The 16,248-nt window shown below is 71.1% G+C and carries 13 protein-coding genes and 1 other RNA gene; 5 read left to right on the forward strand and 9 right to left on the reverse strand.

Annotated elements, in window-relative coordinates; all coding sequences use genetic code 11:
- Positions 1-22: 22 nt before the first annotated feature.
- A complete protein-coding gene (locus ACRQ4C_RS10510) occupies positions 23-736 on the forward strand; it encodes a M50 family metallopeptidase (RefSeq protein WP_439688614.1) in 714 nt (237 codons plus the stop codon).
- A 300-nt stretch (positions 737-1,036) separates the two neighbouring features.
- Positions 1,037-1,648: an NUDIX hydrolase gene (locus ACRQ4C_RS10515; RefSeq protein WP_439688615.1), complete on the forward strand. Its 612-nt coding sequence runs from the start codon at positions 1,037-1,039 to the stop codon at positions 1,646-1,648.
- A gap of 19 nt (positions 1,649-1,667) precedes the next feature.
- Here ACRQ4C_RS10515 and ACRQ4C_RS10520 read toward each other — a convergent pair whose 3' ends face one another.
- Positions 1,668-2,882 carry a cytosine deaminase gene (locus ACRQ4C_RS10520; RefSeq protein ID WP_439688616.1) on the reverse strand — a complete coding sequence of 405 codons (1,215 nt, stop codon included), beginning with the start codon at positions 2,880-2,882 and terminating at the stop codon, positions 1,668-1,670.
- Positions 2,883-3,025: 143 nt separating this feature from the next.
- On the opposite strand from ACRQ4C_RS10520, the gene ACRQ4C_RS10525 reads away from it, so the two are divergent.
- Together ACRQ4C_RS10525 and ACRQ4C_RS10530 are read left to right on the forward strand one after the other, a co-directional pair.
- Positions 3,026-4,453 carry an O-acetylhomoserine aminocarboxypropyltransferase/cysteine synthase family protein gene (locus ACRQ4C_RS10525; protein ID WP_439688617.1) on the forward strand — a complete coding sequence of 476 codons (1,428 nt, stop codon included), beginning with the start codon at positions 3,026-3,028 and terminating at the stop codon, positions 4,451-4,453.
- A 2-nt stretch (positions 4,454-4,455) separates the two neighbouring features.
- On the forward strand, positions 4,456-5,781 hold the full coding sequence (locus ACRQ4C_RS10530; protein ID WP_439688618.1) for an LLM class flavin-dependent oxidoreductase: 1,326 nt from the start codon (positions 4,456-4,458) through the stop codon (positions 5,779-5,781).
- Between the two features lie 172 nt (positions 5,782-5,953).
- Here ACRQ4C_RS10530 and ACRQ4C_RS10535 read toward each other — a convergent pair whose 3' ends face one another.
- The 8 genes from ACRQ4C_RS10535 to ACRQ4C_RS10570 form a co-directional block, all read right to left on the reverse strand.
- Complete coding sequence (locus ACRQ4C_RS10535) at positions 5,954-7,621, reverse strand: APC family permease (RefSeq protein WP_439688619.1); 1,668 nt, start codon at positions 7,619-7,621, stop codon at positions 5,954-5,956.
- Between the two features lie 128 nt (positions 7,622-7,749).
- Positions 7,750-8,583 (reverse strand): hypothetical protein, encoded by an 834-nt coding sequence (locus ACRQ4C_RS10540; RefSeq protein ID WP_439688620.1) that lies wholly within the window; start codon positions 8,581-8,583, stop codon positions 7,750-7,752.
- A 168-nt stretch (positions 8,584-8,751) separates the two neighbouring features.
- Positions 8,752-9,128: a transfer-messenger RNA gene (gene ssrA / locus ACRQ4C_RS10545) on the reverse strand.
- Positions 9,129-9,222: 94 nt separating this feature from the next.
- Positions 9,223-9,699 (reverse strand): SsrA-binding protein SmpB, encoded by a 477-nt coding sequence (gene smpB / locus ACRQ4C_RS10550; protein ID WP_022904941.1) that lies wholly within the window; start codon positions 9,697-9,699, stop codon positions 9,223-9,225.
- A 246-nt stretch (positions 9,700-9,945) separates the two neighbouring features.
- Positions 9,946-10,860 carry a permease-like cell division protein FtsX gene (gene ftsX / locus ACRQ4C_RS10555; RefSeq protein WP_290131489.1) on the reverse strand — a complete coding sequence of 305 codons (915 nt, stop codon included), beginning with the start codon at positions 10,858-10,860 and terminating at the stop codon, positions 9,946-9,948.
- Entirely contained in the window at positions 10,857-11,615 is a 759-nt protein-coding gene (gene ftsE / locus ACRQ4C_RS10560) for a cell division ATP-binding protein FtsE (protein ID WP_058726342.1), read from the reverse strand. The genes ftsX and ftsE overlap by 4 nt, the downstream gene beginning before the upstream one ends.
- A gap of 71 nt (positions 11,616-11,686) precedes the next feature.
- Positions 11,687-12,796: a peptide chain release factor 2 gene (gene prfB / locus ACRQ4C_RS10565; protein ID WP_439688621.1), complete on the reverse strand. Its 1,110-nt coding sequence runs from the start codon at positions 12,794-12,796 to the stop codon at positions 11,687-11,689.
- Between the two features lie 97 nt (positions 12,797-12,893).
- Positions 12,894-14,078, reverse strand: coding sequence for a cysteine desulfurase family protein (locus tag ACRQ4C_RS10570; RefSeq protein WP_290131487.1), 1,185 nt, complete (start codon positions 14,076-14,078; stop codon positions 12,894-12,896).
- Between the two features lie 78 nt (positions 14,079-14,156).
- Here ACRQ4C_RS10570 and ACRQ4C_RS10575 point away from each other — a divergent pair, with 78 nt between their 5' ends.
- Positions 14,157-16,205, forward strand: a complete 2,049-nt coding sequence (locus tag ACRQ4C_RS10575) for a glycogen debranching protein (protein ID WP_439688622.1) — start codon at positions 14,157-14,159, stop codon at positions 16,203-16,205.
- Positions 16,206-16,248: the final 43 nt, after the last annotated feature.

Below are 16,248 nucleotides of genomic sequence, written 5' to 3' on the forward strand. Positions count from 1 at the left end.
GCGGGGCTGTCATGCTGGTCGCTTGACCACCGCAGCCCCGCCCCTCGTCTTCGTCGCCGTGCTCGTCGGCGCCGTCCTGCCGTTCGTGCCCGTCGTGGGGCGGGTGGCACGCATCGCGGCGACCATCGTGCACGAGGTCGGACACGTCGTCGTGGTGGTGCCGTTCGGCGGGCAGATCCGGCGCATCGACCTGCACCCGGACGGCTCCGGTGAGGCCTGGGTGCAGCTCGGACGGGTGCCGGGCGCGATCCGCTGGCTCGTGCGGGTGCTCAACCTGTACGCGGGCTACAGCGCGCCGCTCTGGGCGGGTGTGCTGCTCGTCACGGGGGTGCTGCACGGGTCGCGGTGGCTGCCGGTCGCCGTGCTCGGGGTCGTGGGGATCGTCGCGCTGCTGTTCGTGCGGAACTGGTTCGGGCTGCTCGTGGTGGTCGGCTTCGACGCGATCGCGCTGTGGGTGGCCGTCCGTCCGTCGGACCTCACCGTGCTCGTCGTGGCCGCGGTCGGCGCCCTCTTCGTGGTCGACGGACTGCGGTCGGTGGCGCAGGTCGCTCGGTGGTTGCTCACCGGTGCCCGGGTACAGACGGACTTCCACATCGCCGCGGCGGAGATGCGGGTGCCGGCGTCGCTCTGGTTCGTCCTGTTCGTGGTCGTGAACGGCGTGGCCGTGTGGCTCGCCCGTGTCCCCCTCGCCGAGTCCTGGGCCACGGTCGCCGCGGGGGTCCGCGCCTTGTTCTGACGCGGCGCGCGGGGTCGGGGCCGGGGCCGGGCGGGCCGGCGGGGCGGGTCGGCGCCGCTGTCGAACGACACCACCGCTGTCGTACGACGTCGACGATGTCGTTCCCGCGCGCGTGCAACAGTTGCACGCGCGGGCGAGCGACACCACCGCAGTCGTACGACGACGACGGTGTCGTCCCGCCCGCAGCGCAGCGACACTGCCCGGACCACGCCCGACGAGGCACGTGTGACGCCGCGCCCGACGAGACACGGCCCACTCCGCCCGACGGCACCCGCCCGCGCGACCTGGGACGATGGGCCGATGCGCCTCGCCGACGTCACCACCGCCCTCGCCCGCACCGACGACGACGTGCCCGGGGTCGTCGCGGCACGGCGGTTCGTGGCGGAGCACGCTGACGCGGCACTCCGGCGCGAGGGCGGTCCGGAGCACCTCACGGCGTCGTGCTTCGTGTTCTCCCCCGACCTCGGCCAGACCCTGCTCTGCCTGCACCGGAAGGGCGGCTTCTGGGTGCAGGTCGGCGGGCACGCCGAACCGGACGACGGGGACCTCGCGGACACCGCCCGACGCGAGGCCCGCGAAGAGTCCGGCATCATCGACCTCGAGCTGCTCGACGGCCGCGTCGTCGACGTCGACCGGCACGACCTCCACAGCGGCTTCGGGGCGTGCACGGCGCACTGGGACGTCGGGTTCGTGGCACTCGTCGACCCGTCGAGCGGGACCGCGGTCAGCGACGAGAGCGACGACGTCCGGTGGTTCCCCGTCGATGACCTGCCGGACGCCATGCCGTCGACGTTCCCCCACCGACTCCTCGCCGCACGCGAAGCCGCACGCGAAGCCGCGCGCCATGCCGCGCGCAACGCCGCCAGTGAAGCCACACGCGACGCGGCGCGCAACGCCGCCAGCGCCGGCTGATCACCCCGCCCGACGCGCCTCACTCCCAGGGGTGCTGCTCCAGCGCCACGGGGTCGAACACCTGCCCGCCGGCCACGACGAGCGACCGCGGCACCCGCCGCACCAGCGCGTCCATCGGGTTCTCCGCATCGACGAGCACCACGTCCGCCCGCGCCCCGGCCACGAGGTCGTGCACCTCGTCGGTGACGAACGCTCCGCCGTCCCGCGACGCGAGTTCCACGACCCGCCGCAGGTCCTCGTCGCGGACGACGCCCCCGGCGCGCGCGTACTGCCACGCGATCCCGAGCAGGTCCCCGTCACCGTAGGGGCTCCACAGGTCGCGGATCCCGTCGGTGCCGAGGCCGAACCGGACCCCGGCGGCGTCGAACTCGTGCAACGGCAGCTGGCGCATCCGCACCGGCGCCACGGTGGTCATCGTCACGCCGAGCCCTGCCATCCGGGCGAGCAGGTCCCGCCGCCGCACGGGTTCCACGTCGACGATCGCGAAGCCGTGGGCGATGTTCACCTTCCCGGGCGCGATCCCGTCGCGTTCGACCCGGTCGAGCACGAGGTCGAACGCGAACGCTCCGAGCTCGGCCGGCTCGTGGAGGTGCAGGTCGATGCCGCAGCCGGTGTCGGCGGCGATGGCGAACAGGCCGTCGAGCTGGCCGACCGGGTCGCGGTCGATGAGCGACGGGTCGAGCCCACCGATGTGCTCCGCACCGGCGAGCGCCGCCTGACGGAGGAGGTCGAGGACACCGGGCCGACGGAGCACCCCGTCCTGCGGGAAGGCGACGATCGCGACCTCGACGGCGTCGTCGAGCGCCTCCGCGGCCGCACGGACGGCGTGGATGCCGCGGAGCCCGACCCCGAGGTCGACATCGACGTGTGTGCGGACCCGCGTGGTGCCGGTCCGGAGCCCTTCGCGCAGCACTCGCGTGGCGACGTCGACGCCCGGGATGCCGAGGGCGTCCCGCCGGGCCCGCTCGTGGGCGATGCGGCCCTGGGTGCCGGCCTCTCCGCCGTATGACTCCCACGGCCGACCCCACCAGCTCTTATCGACGTGCGCGTGGGTGTTGACGAGCCCCGGGAGCGCGAGGTGGCCGTACCCGTCCACGACGGCTGCTCCCTCGGGCGCCGACGAGCCGGTCGGGACCACCGCGGCGATGCGGTCGCCGGCCACGAGGACGTCGGACGGGTCACCACCCCAGGGTCGGACGTTGCGGAGGACCAGGTCGACGTCGTCGTGGAGCATGCCCCCAGCGTGGCAGAGGTCCCGCGGCACCGCCCCGACGGCTCGGACCGATTGGACCTCCGGTCGTAACCAACCGCAGCAATCGCCTGTCCTCCGAGCGCGGCGTGCGAGGGTACCGACACCCGACGACCGGTGGAGGAACGATGAGCAACGAGGAGCACGGCCACCCGACCGAGCACGGCTTCGCGACCGAGCAGGTGCACGGCGGCTTCGTGCCCGATGCCGCGCACGGCGCACGGGTGCCCGCGATCCACATGTCCTCCGGGTTCCTCTTCGACGACTTCGACCAGGCCCGCGACCGCTTCGCCGGCACCGACGACGGCTACACCTACACCCGCCTCGGCAACCCCACGAACGCGGACGTCGAGCGCCGCGTCGCCCTGCTCGAGCGCAGCGCCGAGGCGATCCTGGTCGGCAGCGGTCAGGCGGCAGCGACGGTCGCGTTCCTCGGGCTGCTGCAGGCCGGCGACCACGTCGTCAGCGCGCGGAGCATCTACGAGGGCACCCGCGGCCTGCTCCTGCAGAACCTCGGCCGACTCGGCATCGAGGTGGACTTCGTCGCCGACGCCCGCGACCTCGACGCCTGGGCCGCCGCGGTCCGGCCGAACACGAAGGCGTTCTTCGCCGAGACGATCCCGAACCCGAAGAACGACGTCCTCGACATCACGGGCGTGGCCGACGTCGCGCACCGGGCGGGTGTGCCGCTCGTGGTCGACAACACCCTCGCCACCCCGTACCTCGTGCGGCCGGTCGAGCACGGCGCGGACATCGTCGTGCACTCCGCGTCGAAGTTCCTCTCGGGACACGGCGCCGGGCTCGGCGGCGTCGTGGTCGACGGCGGCACGTTCGACTGGTCGGCCGCACCCGAGCGGTGGACGCACCTGACGAGTCCGGAGCGGTCGCTCGGCGGGCAGAGCTACGTCGAGCGCTTCGGCAACCGGGCGTTCGTCGTGTACGCACGGGACGTCATCGCCTCCCGCATCGGACCGACCCCGTCGCCGTTCAACGCGTTCCTGCTCCGCCAGGGCATCGAAACGCTGAGCCTCCGTGTCGAGCGCCACAGCGCGAACGCGCTGGCCGTCGCGGAGTACCTGGACCAGCAGCCGGAGGTGAGGAGCGTCGACCACGCAGGCCTGGCCTCCAGTCCGTTCCACGACCTCGCCCAGCGCTACCTGCCGCGCGGTGCCGGCTCCGTCTTCGCGTTCACGCTCGCCGGCGGCGAAGCCGCCGCACGCACCTTCATCGACGCCTTGCAGCTGTTCAGCCGGATGACCCACCTCGGCGACGTGCGGTCGCTCATCCTGCACCCCGCCACGACCACCCACGCCGGCCGCACGCCCGAGGAACGCGCCGAGCAGGGCATCTGGGACGGCCTGATCCGACTGTCGGTCGGCATCGAGGACGTCGTGGACCTGGTGCGCGACCTCGACCGCGGCTTCGCAGCGATCCGCGAGGGTCGCGCCGACGCGCGCCCGGTGACCGGCCTGGAGGCACGGGTCGAACCCGCCTCGGAGGCCGCCTCGCTCGCGCACACCGTCCCGCAGGGGCACGTCATCGCCGAGGAGGTCTGAGCATGGCGGACCTGCAGCACTTCGGGTACTTCTTCTCGCGCGGGTTCGGTCCGCAGGCATGGGGTCGGGACGACTGGCACTGGGGCCACGACTGGACGAAGCCGGACCTCTACCAGCAGTCCGTCCGTGCCCTCGAGCAGGCCGGCATGGACCTCGTGATCGCCGAGGACGCGATCTCGCTCGGGAACCCGTCGACGCTCGACCTCCGCATCCGACAGGCGTACGGCGGACCGAAGCACGACCCGCTGCTGCTCGCGCCGTACCTGTTCGCCGCGACCTCGCACATCGGCATCGCGCCGACGATCAACGCCGGGTTCACGCCGCCGTACCTCGCCGCACGGCAGGCCGCCACGCTCGCGCACCTCTCCGGCGACCGGTTCGGCCTCAACGTGGTGACCGACACCGGCAGCGCCCGGCACGCCGGCCTCGCGCCGCTGCCGCACGACGCCGCGTACGACCGCGCCGAGGAGTGGCTGCAGCTCGTCCGTCGGCTCTGGCACTCGTGGGGGTCGCACGGCTCCGACGGGGGTGCCGGCTACGTCGGGGACCCGTCCGACTGGCACTTCGCGAACGGCGACGCGCTGGACGCGTTCCACCACGAGGGCGCGTACTTCACCGCCGACGGGCCGCTCAACGCGCTCCCCCTCGACAGCGACCCGGTGATCGTCTCCCCCGGCGGCTCCGGCCGTGGGCTCGGGTTCGCCGGAACGCACTCCGACGTGCAGCTCGCCCTCGCGCCCCTGTCCGCGGCGGCGGTCCGCGACTACCGCTCCCGCGTGCTCACGGCTGCCTCGGACGCCGGCCGCTCCGCCGACGACATCCGCGTGCTCTTCGTGCTGAAGCCCGTCGTGGTGTCCTCGCCCGAGGAGGCCGACCGGATCGTCGCCGCCTCCGCGCACCCGACCGACGAGGCCCTGCGCGCCGCCGCGGTCGCGTGGTCGAGCGACTCCGAGACCGACCTGCTCTCGCTCGACCTCGACCGGCCGATCCCCGCCGGGACCTTCGGCGACCACGTCTCGGCCGGCACGATCCGCGGCCTCGTCGGGGACACCCCGGACGCGCCGCTCCGGGAGCTGCTGACCCGCAAGGCCCGACTCGGCCGGATCAGCACCCGGGACGGCTTCGTCGGCACGGCGGACGAGTTCGGCGACTTCGTGGAGGAGCTCGGCGCGGACGCCGAGAACGACGGCTTCATCTTCTCTGGCGACCTGCACCCGGCGCAGGTGTACCGGATGCTCGGCAACCTCGTCCCGGTGCTCCGGCAGCGCGGGCTGCTCCGTCGGGAGTACGGGGACGGCGGGATCCGGGGGAACCTGTTCGACTTCTGACCGGCGCCGCCTGCTCGACCCGGGCAGGCCTGCTCGACCCGGGCAGGCCTGCTCGACCCGGGCAGGCCTGCTCGACCCGGGCAGGCCTGCTCGACGAAACGCGCGCGTTCCGACGAGGCTCGTGTCGATCGACACGTGCGACGTCGGAACGCGCGCGTTTCCCGTCCCGGGGTCAGTGGCGCACCGGCTCCACCACGTTCGACTCCTCGACCTCACGGACGTCCTCGGCGGTGCGGAGGATCTCCTCACGGGAACTCGCCGAGTTGACCGCCCAGTAGTAGATCACCAGCGAGAAGACGGCCACCACCACGATGTCGACCCACAGCGGGAAGATCGGGTTCTTGAGCGGCCCGAAGTCGCTGAGGAACACGATCAACCCCATGCCGATCAGGTAGGGCAGCAGCCACTGCGCCGCCTTCCAGTCCCAGCGCGGCCGGACGCTCGACGCACCGCGGAACACGTTGTTCAGGACGATGACCACGGCACCGATGAGGATCGCGACGCCGAGCTTCCAGTCGGTGTCCCACCCGGTCCAGAGGATGATGAGGTTCGCGACGATGAACGCGATCGGTGAGAACACCGCCGCGGCCGGCATGCGGTAGGGGCGCTCGATCTCGGGGATGCGCTTCCGGAACGCCCCGAGTGCCAGCGGTGCGCCGGCGTACATGAGCACGGACGCGCTCGTGATGAGGCTGACGAGGCCCTGCCACGACGGGAACGGCGCGAAGCAGGCGCAACCGACCACGAACGCGGTGACCAGTCCGACCCACGGCACGCCGGCCTTCGTCGTCCACTCGAACGCCTTCGGGAAGTACCCGTTCCGGCTCAGCCCGTAGGAGATGCGGGTCGTCGCCGTGACGTAGATCAGCCCGGTGCCACCGGGAGAGATGATCGCGTCGATGAAGATGATCACCGCGAGCCAGGTGATCCCGGCCGCCATGGCGATGTCGGCGAACGGGCCGGTGTACTTGGTGAAGTCCGCGGTCGCCCACGAGCCCTGGATCGCGCCGGACTGCAGCGCGCCGAGGAACACGACCTGCAGCAGCAGGTAGATCACCAGGCCGATGATGACCGACCCGATGACGGCACGCGGGATGTCACGCTTCGGGTTCTTCGCCTCGCCGGCGAGCTGGTCGGCCTGCTCGAAGCCGAGGAACGCGAAGATGATGCCCGACGTCGACACGGCCGCGAGGATGCCCTTCGCACCACCGGGGAGGAACCCGTCCGCTGCCGTGAAGTTGCTGCCGTGGAAGCCGCTGAACGCCAGCACGATGATGACGAGCAGGGGGATGGCGACCTTCCACCAGGTCGCGGCCGAGTTCGTGTTCGCGAGGATGCGGACGCTCAGGAGGTTGACCACCGTGACGACCGCCATGAGGACGATCGCGACCGCGATGCCCGACCCCGTGAGGAGTTGCTGCGTCTCGCCGTTCACGACGACCGTGTGGAGCCAGGGGTGCGCGAACTGCCAGTGCTGCGCGTACTTGATCATCGCCTCGACCTCGATCGGGGCGACGGTCACGGACTGCAACCACGAGAACCAGCCGAAGGACGCTCCCGCGATGCCGCCGAAGGCGATGTGCGGGAAGCGCGCGGTGCCGCCGGCGATCGGGAACATGCCGCCGAGCTCGGCGTGCACGAGCGCGAGGACGAGGACGGCCACGCCGCCGATGAGCCACGAGATGATCGCGGCGGGGCCCGCCGTCTTCAGGGCTTCCTGCGAACCGAAGAGCCACCCGGATCCGATGATGGACCCGGTCGATGCCCAGATCAGGCCGATGAAGCCGACGTTGCGCTTCAGGCCGGAGTCCGGCAGCGCCTGTGTCGTCGTTGTTGCCACTGTTGCTCCTGTCGAGTGACGCGAGCCCCGCGATCGTGGGGAGCGCGTGCATCGACAATGGCACCGGACAGGAGTCTCGCCGGATTATTTAACGAGGTGGAAACATTTCCCCTGTACAATCCCTCAGGCTACTTCCCGCCGGACTTCTTCTTGCCGTCCTTCTTGTCGGACTTCTTCTTGCTGTCCTTCTTCTTGTCGGACTTCTTCTTGCCGTCCTTCTTGTCGGACTTCTTCTTGTCGGACCTCTTCTTGCCGTCCTTCTTCTTGTCCGACTTCTTCTTGCGGTCCTGGTCCTCGGCCTGGGTCTCGGCCGGCTGCTCCGGTGCCGCGGACTCCGATCGGGGCCCGGGTTCGTCGTCCACGACGCCGTCGACCGGCTCGACCACGACCGCGGCCCCCGTGTCCGCCGCGACGTCGACCACCTGCTCCTCGACCACGGGCGCGAGCGCGTCGTCCACCCGCTCGACGAGCAGCTCGGCGCCGTCCTCCGCCAGTCGGAGCAGCCCCTGCGCAGCACGCACCCGGGTCGTCGTGCGACGCGCGAGCACGTCGGCGCGGGCCCCCTCGAGGAGCGTGCGCAGTGACCGTTCCGCGACCGAGCGGCCCCGCGGCGCGGATCGGTCGAGGCGGTCGAGTTCCCCGGCGACACCGGCGACGTCGTCGACGACCCGTTCGTGCCGAACGGACTCGATGAGCGCGGCGACGACGGCCGCGGCGCGCTCGACGGCCGCCGATCGCTGGTCGAGGACGACGAGCATCTCGAACACCGCCCCGTAGGTGACGGTCTCGACACGGACGGGCTCCGCACCGCGCCCGCGGAGGACGAGCTTCGCCTCGGGGTCCGGCAACCACGGGATGAGCGCGGCGACGGTGGCCACGGAGCCGACGATGCGCTCGTACTCCCCCAGGCCCAGACGCTCCTGCTCACGCAGACGGACTCGGATCGCGATCTCCTGCACCACACTCGCACCTCTCGTCAGGGCGCAGGCGTGTCTCCGCGCCGATGGGTCCGAGCGTATTCCGTGTGCCCGGAAGGACGACGAGTGCGGGCCGACACGACGAACGCCCCACTCGTGCGAGCGGGGCGTTCGGATGGAACTCGGCGCGACAGTGGCCCGACGACCGGCAGGTGGTGGAGATGGGGGGAATCGAACCCCCGTCCATCGCTGCAATTCGACGTCTTCTACGGGCGTATCCGGATCAGGCGTTCTGCTCGGCCCCGTCCATTGCTACCGGCTTCTTGGACGACGGGCCCAGTCTCAGTGCAAGTCCCGCACGGCCCTGAGGCGCAACCGTGCAGCAAGTCCTCTGGATGACGCCGGGATCAGGTTAGGGGACGGTCACCTGGCCGACGGACTTCATGTGCTGGGCTGCTTACGCAGCGAGAGCGAAGTCAGTGCGCTTGGAATTGGCACTTGTTGTTTTCCACGGATCGTTCACGAGATGACCGTGGGTCCTCGGCCCGCTTCCCGTCGGCACACAGGCAATGTCGAAACCGATCATCCCCATGCAGGCCGGACCTGCGAGCCACTGTCACGCTGTTGAGTTACCAGTCCGCCGTCCAGGCGGTCCCTCAGTCTAGTCGACCGAGGTGCGTGGCGCTACTCGCCGACGCGGTTCCGGGTGCGCATGGCCCGCTCGGCCTCGCGCTTGTCGGTCTTCTCGCGCAGCGCCTGACGCTTGTCGAACTCGCGCTTGCCCTTCGCGACCGCGATCTCCACCTTGGCGCGGCCGTCGTGGAAGTAGATCTGCAGCGGCACGAGCGTGTAGCCGCCCTGCGCCGTCTTGTGCGAGATCTTGACGATCTGCTGCTTGTGCAGGAGGAGCTTGCGCTTGCGCCGCGGCGAGTGGTTGTTCCAGGTCCCCTCGGTGTACTCGGGGATGTGCACGGCGTCGAGCCAGGCTTCGCCACCGTCGATGAACGCGTACCCGTCGACGAGCGAAGCACGCCCCTGCCGGAGCGACTTCACCTCGGTGCCGGAGAGCACCATGCCTGCTTCGTACGTGTCCTCGATGAGGTAGTCGTGGCGGGCGCGACGGTTCGTGGCGACGATCTTCTCACCGCGTTCCTTGGCCATGACGACTCCTCTCGTGGGTGTGCGGTCCGGACCCGGTGTCCGGCGCAGCCCTCCAGCGTACTGAACACCGCGGTGGTGCCGCACCTTCCCGGCGCGTCGGACGGGCTCGAGGCGCACGCTCCGGGGCCGAGACTCGGCTCCGCGGACAGTTTCACGGAACGGAGACCGCGGAACTGTCCGCCAGGCCGAGACCCGCGTGCGCCGGTACTCGCGTGCGCCGGTACTCGCGTGCACGGAGCGCCGCGGTCAGACCTTCAGGTAGCGCCGGATCGCGACGAACGCCGACAGTCCGGCGAGCAGGACGCCGATGACGACCACCGCCGGGACGACCACGGCCGCATCCCCCATGCCGATGAACGCCGTCCCGGAGAACCGCACCGCGAGGTAGTTCCGGACGAAGAACCACACCACGGCCGTGATCGCCCCGCCGGCGAGGACCGCCCCGATGGCCGCGGCGATCACCCCCTCGAGCACGAACGGCGTCTGGATGAACCGGTTCGACGCGCCGACCAACCGCATGATGCCGAGCTCCCGCCGTCGACTGAAGGCCGAGAGCCGGATCGTGGTGGCGATGAGGAGCACGGCCGCGACGAGCATCAGCGCCGCGATGCCGATCGCCGTGTACGACGACGCGTTCAGCAGGTTGAAGATCGGCTGCAGGTAGCCGCGCTGGTCGACGACGCTCTGCACGCCGGCGACCTTCGACAGGCTCTCCACGAGGACGTCGGACTGCGACGGGTTCTTGAGGTTCACCCAGTACGTCTCGTTGAGGTACTCGGGCTTCACGAACTCCGTCGCGGGCGAGTCCTTGAACTGCTGCTTGAACCGGGTGTAGGCGTCCTGCTGGTTCTCGAAGTAGAACTTCTCGATGTAGGGCTTCAGCGTCGACGACTCGAGCTGCGACTCCACCTGCTGGCGCTGGTCGTCGGTGGCCTTGGCTCCCGTGCAGTTGCCGGTCGTGTCGGTGTCGGTGCACAGGTAGACGGCGACCTGCGCCCGGTCGTACCAGTACCCCTTCATCTGGTTGATCTGCATCTGGAGCAGGATCGCGGTCCCGACGAAGGTCAGCGAGATGAACGTCACGAGGACGACCGACACGACCATCGACGCGTTGCGCCGCAGGCCAGAGCCGACCTCGGACATGACGAGCCCGAGCCTCATCGGATGATCCCCGGGATGGTCTGGATGCCGGTGGTGTTCGACACGGTGTTGCCTCGCTGGATCGGGACGGCCTGGGTCTGGTAGCCGCCGGACTGCTCGTCGCGCAGGATCGTGCCGTTCGACAGCTCGATCACGCGGCGCTGCATCTGGTTCACGATGCTGGCGTCGTGCGTCGCCATGAGCACGGTCGTGCCACCCTGGTTGATGCGCTCGAGGAGGGCCATGATGCCGGCCGAGGTGGTCGGGTCGAGGTTGCCCGTCGGTTCGTCGGCGAGCAGGATCGCCGGCTTGTTCACGACGGCGCGGGCGATCGCCACGCGCTGCTGCTCACCGCCGGAGAGTTCGTGCGGCATGCGGGTCGCCTTGCCGGCGAGGCCGACGAGCTTGAGCACGTCGGTGACGGCCTCGCTGATGAACCCCTTGCTCTTCCCGATGACCTGCAGCGAGAACGCGACGTTGTCGAAGACGTTCTTGTTCGGCAGGAGGCGGAAGTCCTGGAACACCACGCCGAGGTTGCGACGGAAGTACGGGACCTTGCGCGACGACAGGGAGCCGAGGCGCTGCCCGAGGACGTGGATCTGGCCGCGGGAGGGCTTCTCCTCCTTGAGCACGAGGCGCAGGAAGCTGGACTTGCCGGAGCCGGACGCGCCCACGAGGAAGACGAACTCGCCCTTGAGGATCTCGAGGGAGATGTCGTCGAGCGCAGGACTCGGGTTGCCCGAGTACACCTTGGTGACCTGGTCGAATTTGATCATGACCGGTTCAGGGTAGGTCGCCCGGAGCGGAATCGGGTCGAGGCGCGCGGCTCAGGTCCCCGCGGATCCACTCAGTCGTCGTCGGACTGCTTGCGCCAGCGGATGCCCGCGTTGATGAAGCCGTCGAGGTCGCCGTCGAAGACCGCGGACGGGTTGTTGACCTCGTGCTCGCTCCGCAGGTCCTTCACCATCTGGTACGGCGCGAGGACGTACGAGCGGATCTGGTCGCCCCAGCTCGCGGTGATGTTGCCCGCGAGCTCCTTCTTCTTCGCGTTCTCCTCTTCCTTCTTGAGGAGGAGCAGGCGCGACTGCAGGACACGCATGGCGGCGGCGCGGTTCTGGATCTGCGACTTCTCGTTCTGCATCGACACCACGGTGCCGGTCGGCAGGTGGGTGATGCGGACGGCGGAGTCGGTCGTGTTGACGGACTGCCCACCGGGGCCGGACGAGCGGAACACGTCGACCCGGATGTCGTTCTCGGGGATGTCGATGGCCTCGGTCTCGGGCATGAGCGGGATGACCTCGACCGCTGCGAACGAGGTCTGTCGCTTGCCGGCCGCACCGAACGGCGACATCCGGACGAGCCGGTGGGTGCCGGCCTCGACCGAGAGGGTGCCGAACGCGTGCGGCGCGTCGACCTCGAACGTGGCGGACTTGATGCCGGCTTCTTCCGCGTAGGAGGTGTCCATCACGGTCGTCTTGTAGCCGTGCTGCTCGGCGTAGCGCAGGTACATGCGCAGGAGCATCTCGGCGAAGTCGGCGGCGTCGACGCCGCCGGCGCCGGCGCGGATCGTGATGACGGCCGGCCGATCGTCGTACTCACCGTCGAGGAGCGTCTGCACCTCGAGGTCGCCCATGGTGTTCTGGATCGCCTTGAGCTCGGCCTCGGCCTCGTCCGCCGAGTCCTGGTCGTCGGCCTCGTTCGCCATCTCGACGAGGACCTCGAGGTCGTCGATGCGCTGTTCGGTGTCGGTGATCTTCCGCAGCTCGGCCTGGCGGTGCGAGAGCGCACTCGTCACCTGCTGCGCGTGCTCGACGTCGTCCCACAGGTCGGGTGCGCCGGCCTGCTCGCTGAGCTCGGCGATCTCGCGCTGCAGGCGGTCGACGTCGACCACGGAGCGGATGTTGCCGAACGTCTCACGGAGGGCGGAGAGTTGCTCGGAGAAGTCCAGTTCGACCATGATCGTCGATCCTACCGGCGCGGCCGGGCCGGGAGGCACGCCCCACCCCGGTCGGTGCGCGACCGTGGCCGCGTGGTCGGCTGTGCAGGAACGGCGGTCAGCGCCCGAGCGCCGGTTCGCGCGACGCCATCCCGGCCGCGCCGGCCCGCGCCACCGCGTCGGGCAGCGCGGACAGGAACGCGTCGACGTCGGCGTCGGTCGAGGTGTGCCCGAGCGTGATCCGGAGGGCACCGCGGGCGTCCTGCTCGTCGAGCCCCATCGCGAGGAGCACGTGTGAGGCCTCGGGCACGCCGGCCTGGCAGGCGGAGCCGGTCGACACCGCTACCCCCGCGGCGTCGAGGAGGAAGAGGAGCGAGTCGCCCTCGCACCCCGGGAACGTGAAGTGCGCGTTCCCCGGCAGCCGGTCGACCGGGTCGCCCATGAGCACCGCGGACGGCACCGCCGCCCGCACGCCCGACACGAGCCGGTCGCGCAGTGCCCGGACGGTGTCGTCCCCGGCCGCGGCCACCGCCGCCGCTGCCGTCGCGGCCACGCCGAACGCCGCCGCGGCCGGAGCGTCCTGCGTCCCGCTCCGCACCTGACGCTGCTGCCCTCCGCCGTGGATGAGCGGCTCGACCGTGGCGCGCCGCCCGAGGACGAGCGCACCGATGCCGACCGGGCCGCCGACCTTGTGCGCCGAGACGCTCAGCGCGTCGAGTCCGGAGTCCCGGAACGACACCGGGACCTGCCCGTAGGCGGCGACCGCGTCGCTGTGCACCGGCACGCCGGCGGCGTGCGCGGCCTCGACGATCCGCCGCACCGGCTGGATGGTGCCGACCTCGTTGTTGGCCCAGAGGAACGTGACCAGGGCCACGTCGTCCGCGGAAGCGAGCCGTGCCTCCAGGGCGGCAGTGTCGACGCGACCCTCCGCGTCCAACGGGACCACGTCGACGACCGCGCCCTCGTGGCGCTCGAGCCACTCGACCGTGTCGACCGTCGCGTGGTGCTCGCCCGCCGGCACGACGATGCGGGGGCGCGGGCGGTCCTGCTGCCGTGCCCAGAACAGCCCCTTCACCGCCAGGTTGATGCTCTCGGTCCCGCCGGAGGTGAAGACGACCTCGACCGGGTCCGCGTCGAGCGACCGCGCGACGGCGGCACGTCCGTCCTCGAGCAGCATCTTGGCCCGCTGCCCGGCACTGTGGATCGAGGAGGGGTTGCCGACGGTCTGCAGCGCGGCGGTGAAGGCGGCGAGCGCACCGGGCGTGATCGGCGTCGTCGCGGCGTGGTCCAGGTAGACGCTCACCCTGCTCTCCCATCGACGGATCGTGCCCCCTGATCGGGCGTTTCCAGGATACCTGTGGGCCCTCGTACCCTTGTCGTCATGCACGAGACCGCGACCGAGGCCCTCCCGGGGTTCGTCCTCGGCGACGGCGGCGGCCGCTTCACGGTGCGTTCGGCGTCCGCCACCGCACTCACGCTCGTCGTCGAGGGCCGCGGCACGCACGCGCTGACCCGCGACCCGGACGGTGACCGCTGGTCGGTGGAGGTCTCCGGTGTCGTCCCCGGAGACCGGTACCACCTGCTCGCCGACGGACCGACCGGCCCACGGCACGCGTTCGACCCGGCGCTCCCCCTGCTCGACCCCGCAGCGCGCGGCATCGTGGCGGTCGGCGCCGGGTCCGGCCCCGGCGCCCGGTGGAGCGCCGAGGTCGTCGACGAGGCGTTCGACTGGGGCGACTCGGTGGCGCCGCGCACCCCGCGTGACCGGGTGGTCGTGTACGAGGCGAACGTCCGCACCCTCACCGCCGCGAACCCCCACCTGCCCGAGGACCTCCGCGGCACGTACGCCGGCATCGCGCACGAGAGCACGATCGCGCACCTGCACCGGCTCGGCGTCACCACGCTCGAGCTCCTGCCGGTGCACGCGTTCGACACCGAGCGGTGGCTCCGGGACGCCGGACGTGAGAACGCCTGGGGCTACAACACGCTCGGCTTCTTCGCGCCGCACGCCGCGCATGCCTCCCCCGCCGCCCGGGCTGCCGGCGCCTCCGCCGTGCTCCGCGAGTTCAAGGGCATGGTGCGGCTCCTGCACGAGGCCGGCATCCAGGTCGTCCTCGACGTCGTCTACAACCACACCGCGGAAGAAGGGCTCGGCGGGCCGACGTCGTCGCTCCGCGGCCTGGACGGCGCGAACCACTACCGGTGGGCGGCGGACGCGGACGCCTACTACGACACCACCGGCTGCGGGAACACGCTCGACACCTCCGTCGCGGCGAACGCCGACCTCGTCGTCGACAGCCTCCGCTACTGGGCGAAGGAGGTCCGGGTCGACGGCTTCCGGTTCGACCTCATGGCCTCGCTCGCCCGTGACGCCCGGCACGTGTTCGATCCGGCGCACCCGCTGCTCGAGCGGATCCGGGAGCACCCCGACCTGCAGGACGTGCTCGTGGTCGCCGAGCCGTGGGACGTCGGGCCGGACGGGTGGCGCACCGGGTCGTTCGGCGGCGCTGGCTCGGGCACGAGCGAGTGGAACGACGGCTTCCGGAACACGGTCCGGCAGTTCTGGCTCACCGACATCGCCGAGGAGCGCCGCAACGGCGCACCGCGCACCGGCATCGGGGCGCTCGCCGGAGCGCTGACCGGCTCACGCCACGTGTTCGGCGCGGAGCGCGGGCCGCTCGCCGGCGTCAACTTCGTCACCGCCCACGACGGCTTCACGCTGCTCGACCTCGTGTCGTACGACCGCAAGCACAACACGGCGAACGGCGAGGAGAACCGCGACGGCTCGGACGACAACCGCTCGTTCAACCACGGCATCGAGGGCGACACGGCCGACCGGGGCGTCCGCGCGGCGCGTGGTCGGAGCATGCGCAACCTCCTCGGGACGCTCCTGCTCTCCGCCGGCGTGCCGATGCTCACCGCGGGCGACGAGCGGAGCCGCACCCAGCACGGCAACAACAACGCCTACGTCGTGTCGGAGGACCTCACCCCGGTCGACTGGTCCGACGACGAGGACGCCGAGTCGACCACGACCACCGTCGCCGAACTGACCCGGCTCCGCGCGGCGCACCCGGCGCTCCGGCCGACGCGCTTCGGCGTCGAGGGTGAGGAGACCCCCGGTGCCTCGCGGATGACCTGGTACGGCCCCGACGGCGGCCCGATGACCCTCGAGGGTTGGGACCAGCCGATCCACCGGGCGCTGCAGTACTTCGTGGAGTCGACCCCGGACCACGAGCCGTACGACCGCGTGCTCGTGGTCGTGCACGGGAGCGGCCGGACGCGGGACATCACGCTGCCGGTGCGCGACGACGTCCTCGGCTACCGGTTGGCGTGGTCGAGCGAGAAGCACCGCGACCACGAGCGTCTCCGGCCTGCGGGTCAGGTGTTCACGGCGTACGGGCCGGGCATCCACGTCTTCGAGATCGCCTAGGGCAGCGCCGCTTCGTCGGCGCGCACGCCGGTGCGGACGGGCC

Origin of the sequence: Curtobacterium sp. SP.BCp, assembly GCF_051903255.1 — a bacterium.
Classification (GTDB): domain Bacteria; phylum Actinomycetota; class Actinomycetes; order Actinomycetales; family Microbacteriaceae; genus Curtobacterium.

What these genes read in the sequence shown, in the direction of transcription:
- ACRQ4C_RS10515 (WP_439688615.1), top strand. Translation starts at nt 1,037, where the DNA reads ATGCGCCTCGCCGACGTCACCACCGCCCTCGCCCGCACCGACGACGAC.
- ACRQ4C_RS10520 (WP_439688616.1), bottom strand. Translation starts at nt 2,882, where the DNA reads ATGCTCCACGACGACGTCGACCTGGTCCTCCGCAACGTCCGACCCTGG.
- ACRQ4C_RS10525 (WP_439688617.1), top strand. Translation starts at nt 3,026, where the DNA reads ATGAGCAACGAGGAGCACGGCCACCCGACCGAGCACGGCTTCGCGACC.
- ACRQ4C_RS10530 (WP_439688618.1), top strand. Translation starts at nt 4,456, where the DNA reads ATGGCGGACCTGCAGCACTTCGGGTACTTCTTCTCGCGCGGGTTCGGT.
- smpB (WP_022904941.1), bottom strand. Translation starts at nt 9,699, where the DNA reads ATGGCCAAGGAACGCGGTGAGAAGATCGTCGCCACGAACCGTCGCGCC.
- ftsX (WP_290131489.1), bottom strand. Translation starts at nt 10,860, where the DNA reads ATGAGGCTCGGGCTCGTCATGTCCGAGGTCGGCTCTGGCCTGCGGCGC.
- ftsE (WP_058726342.1), bottom strand. Translation starts at nt 11,615, where the DNA reads ATGATCAAATTCGACCAGGTCACCAAGGTGTACTCGGGCAACCCGAGT.
- prfB (WP_439688621.1), bottom strand. Translation starts at nt 12,796, where the DNA reads ATGGTCGAACTGGACTTCTCCGAGCAACTCTCCGCCCTCCGTGAGACG.
- ACRQ4C_RS10575 (WP_439688622.1), top strand. Translation starts at nt 14,157, where the DNA reads ATGCACGAGACCGCGACCGAGGCCCTCCCGGGGTTCGTCCTCGGCGAC.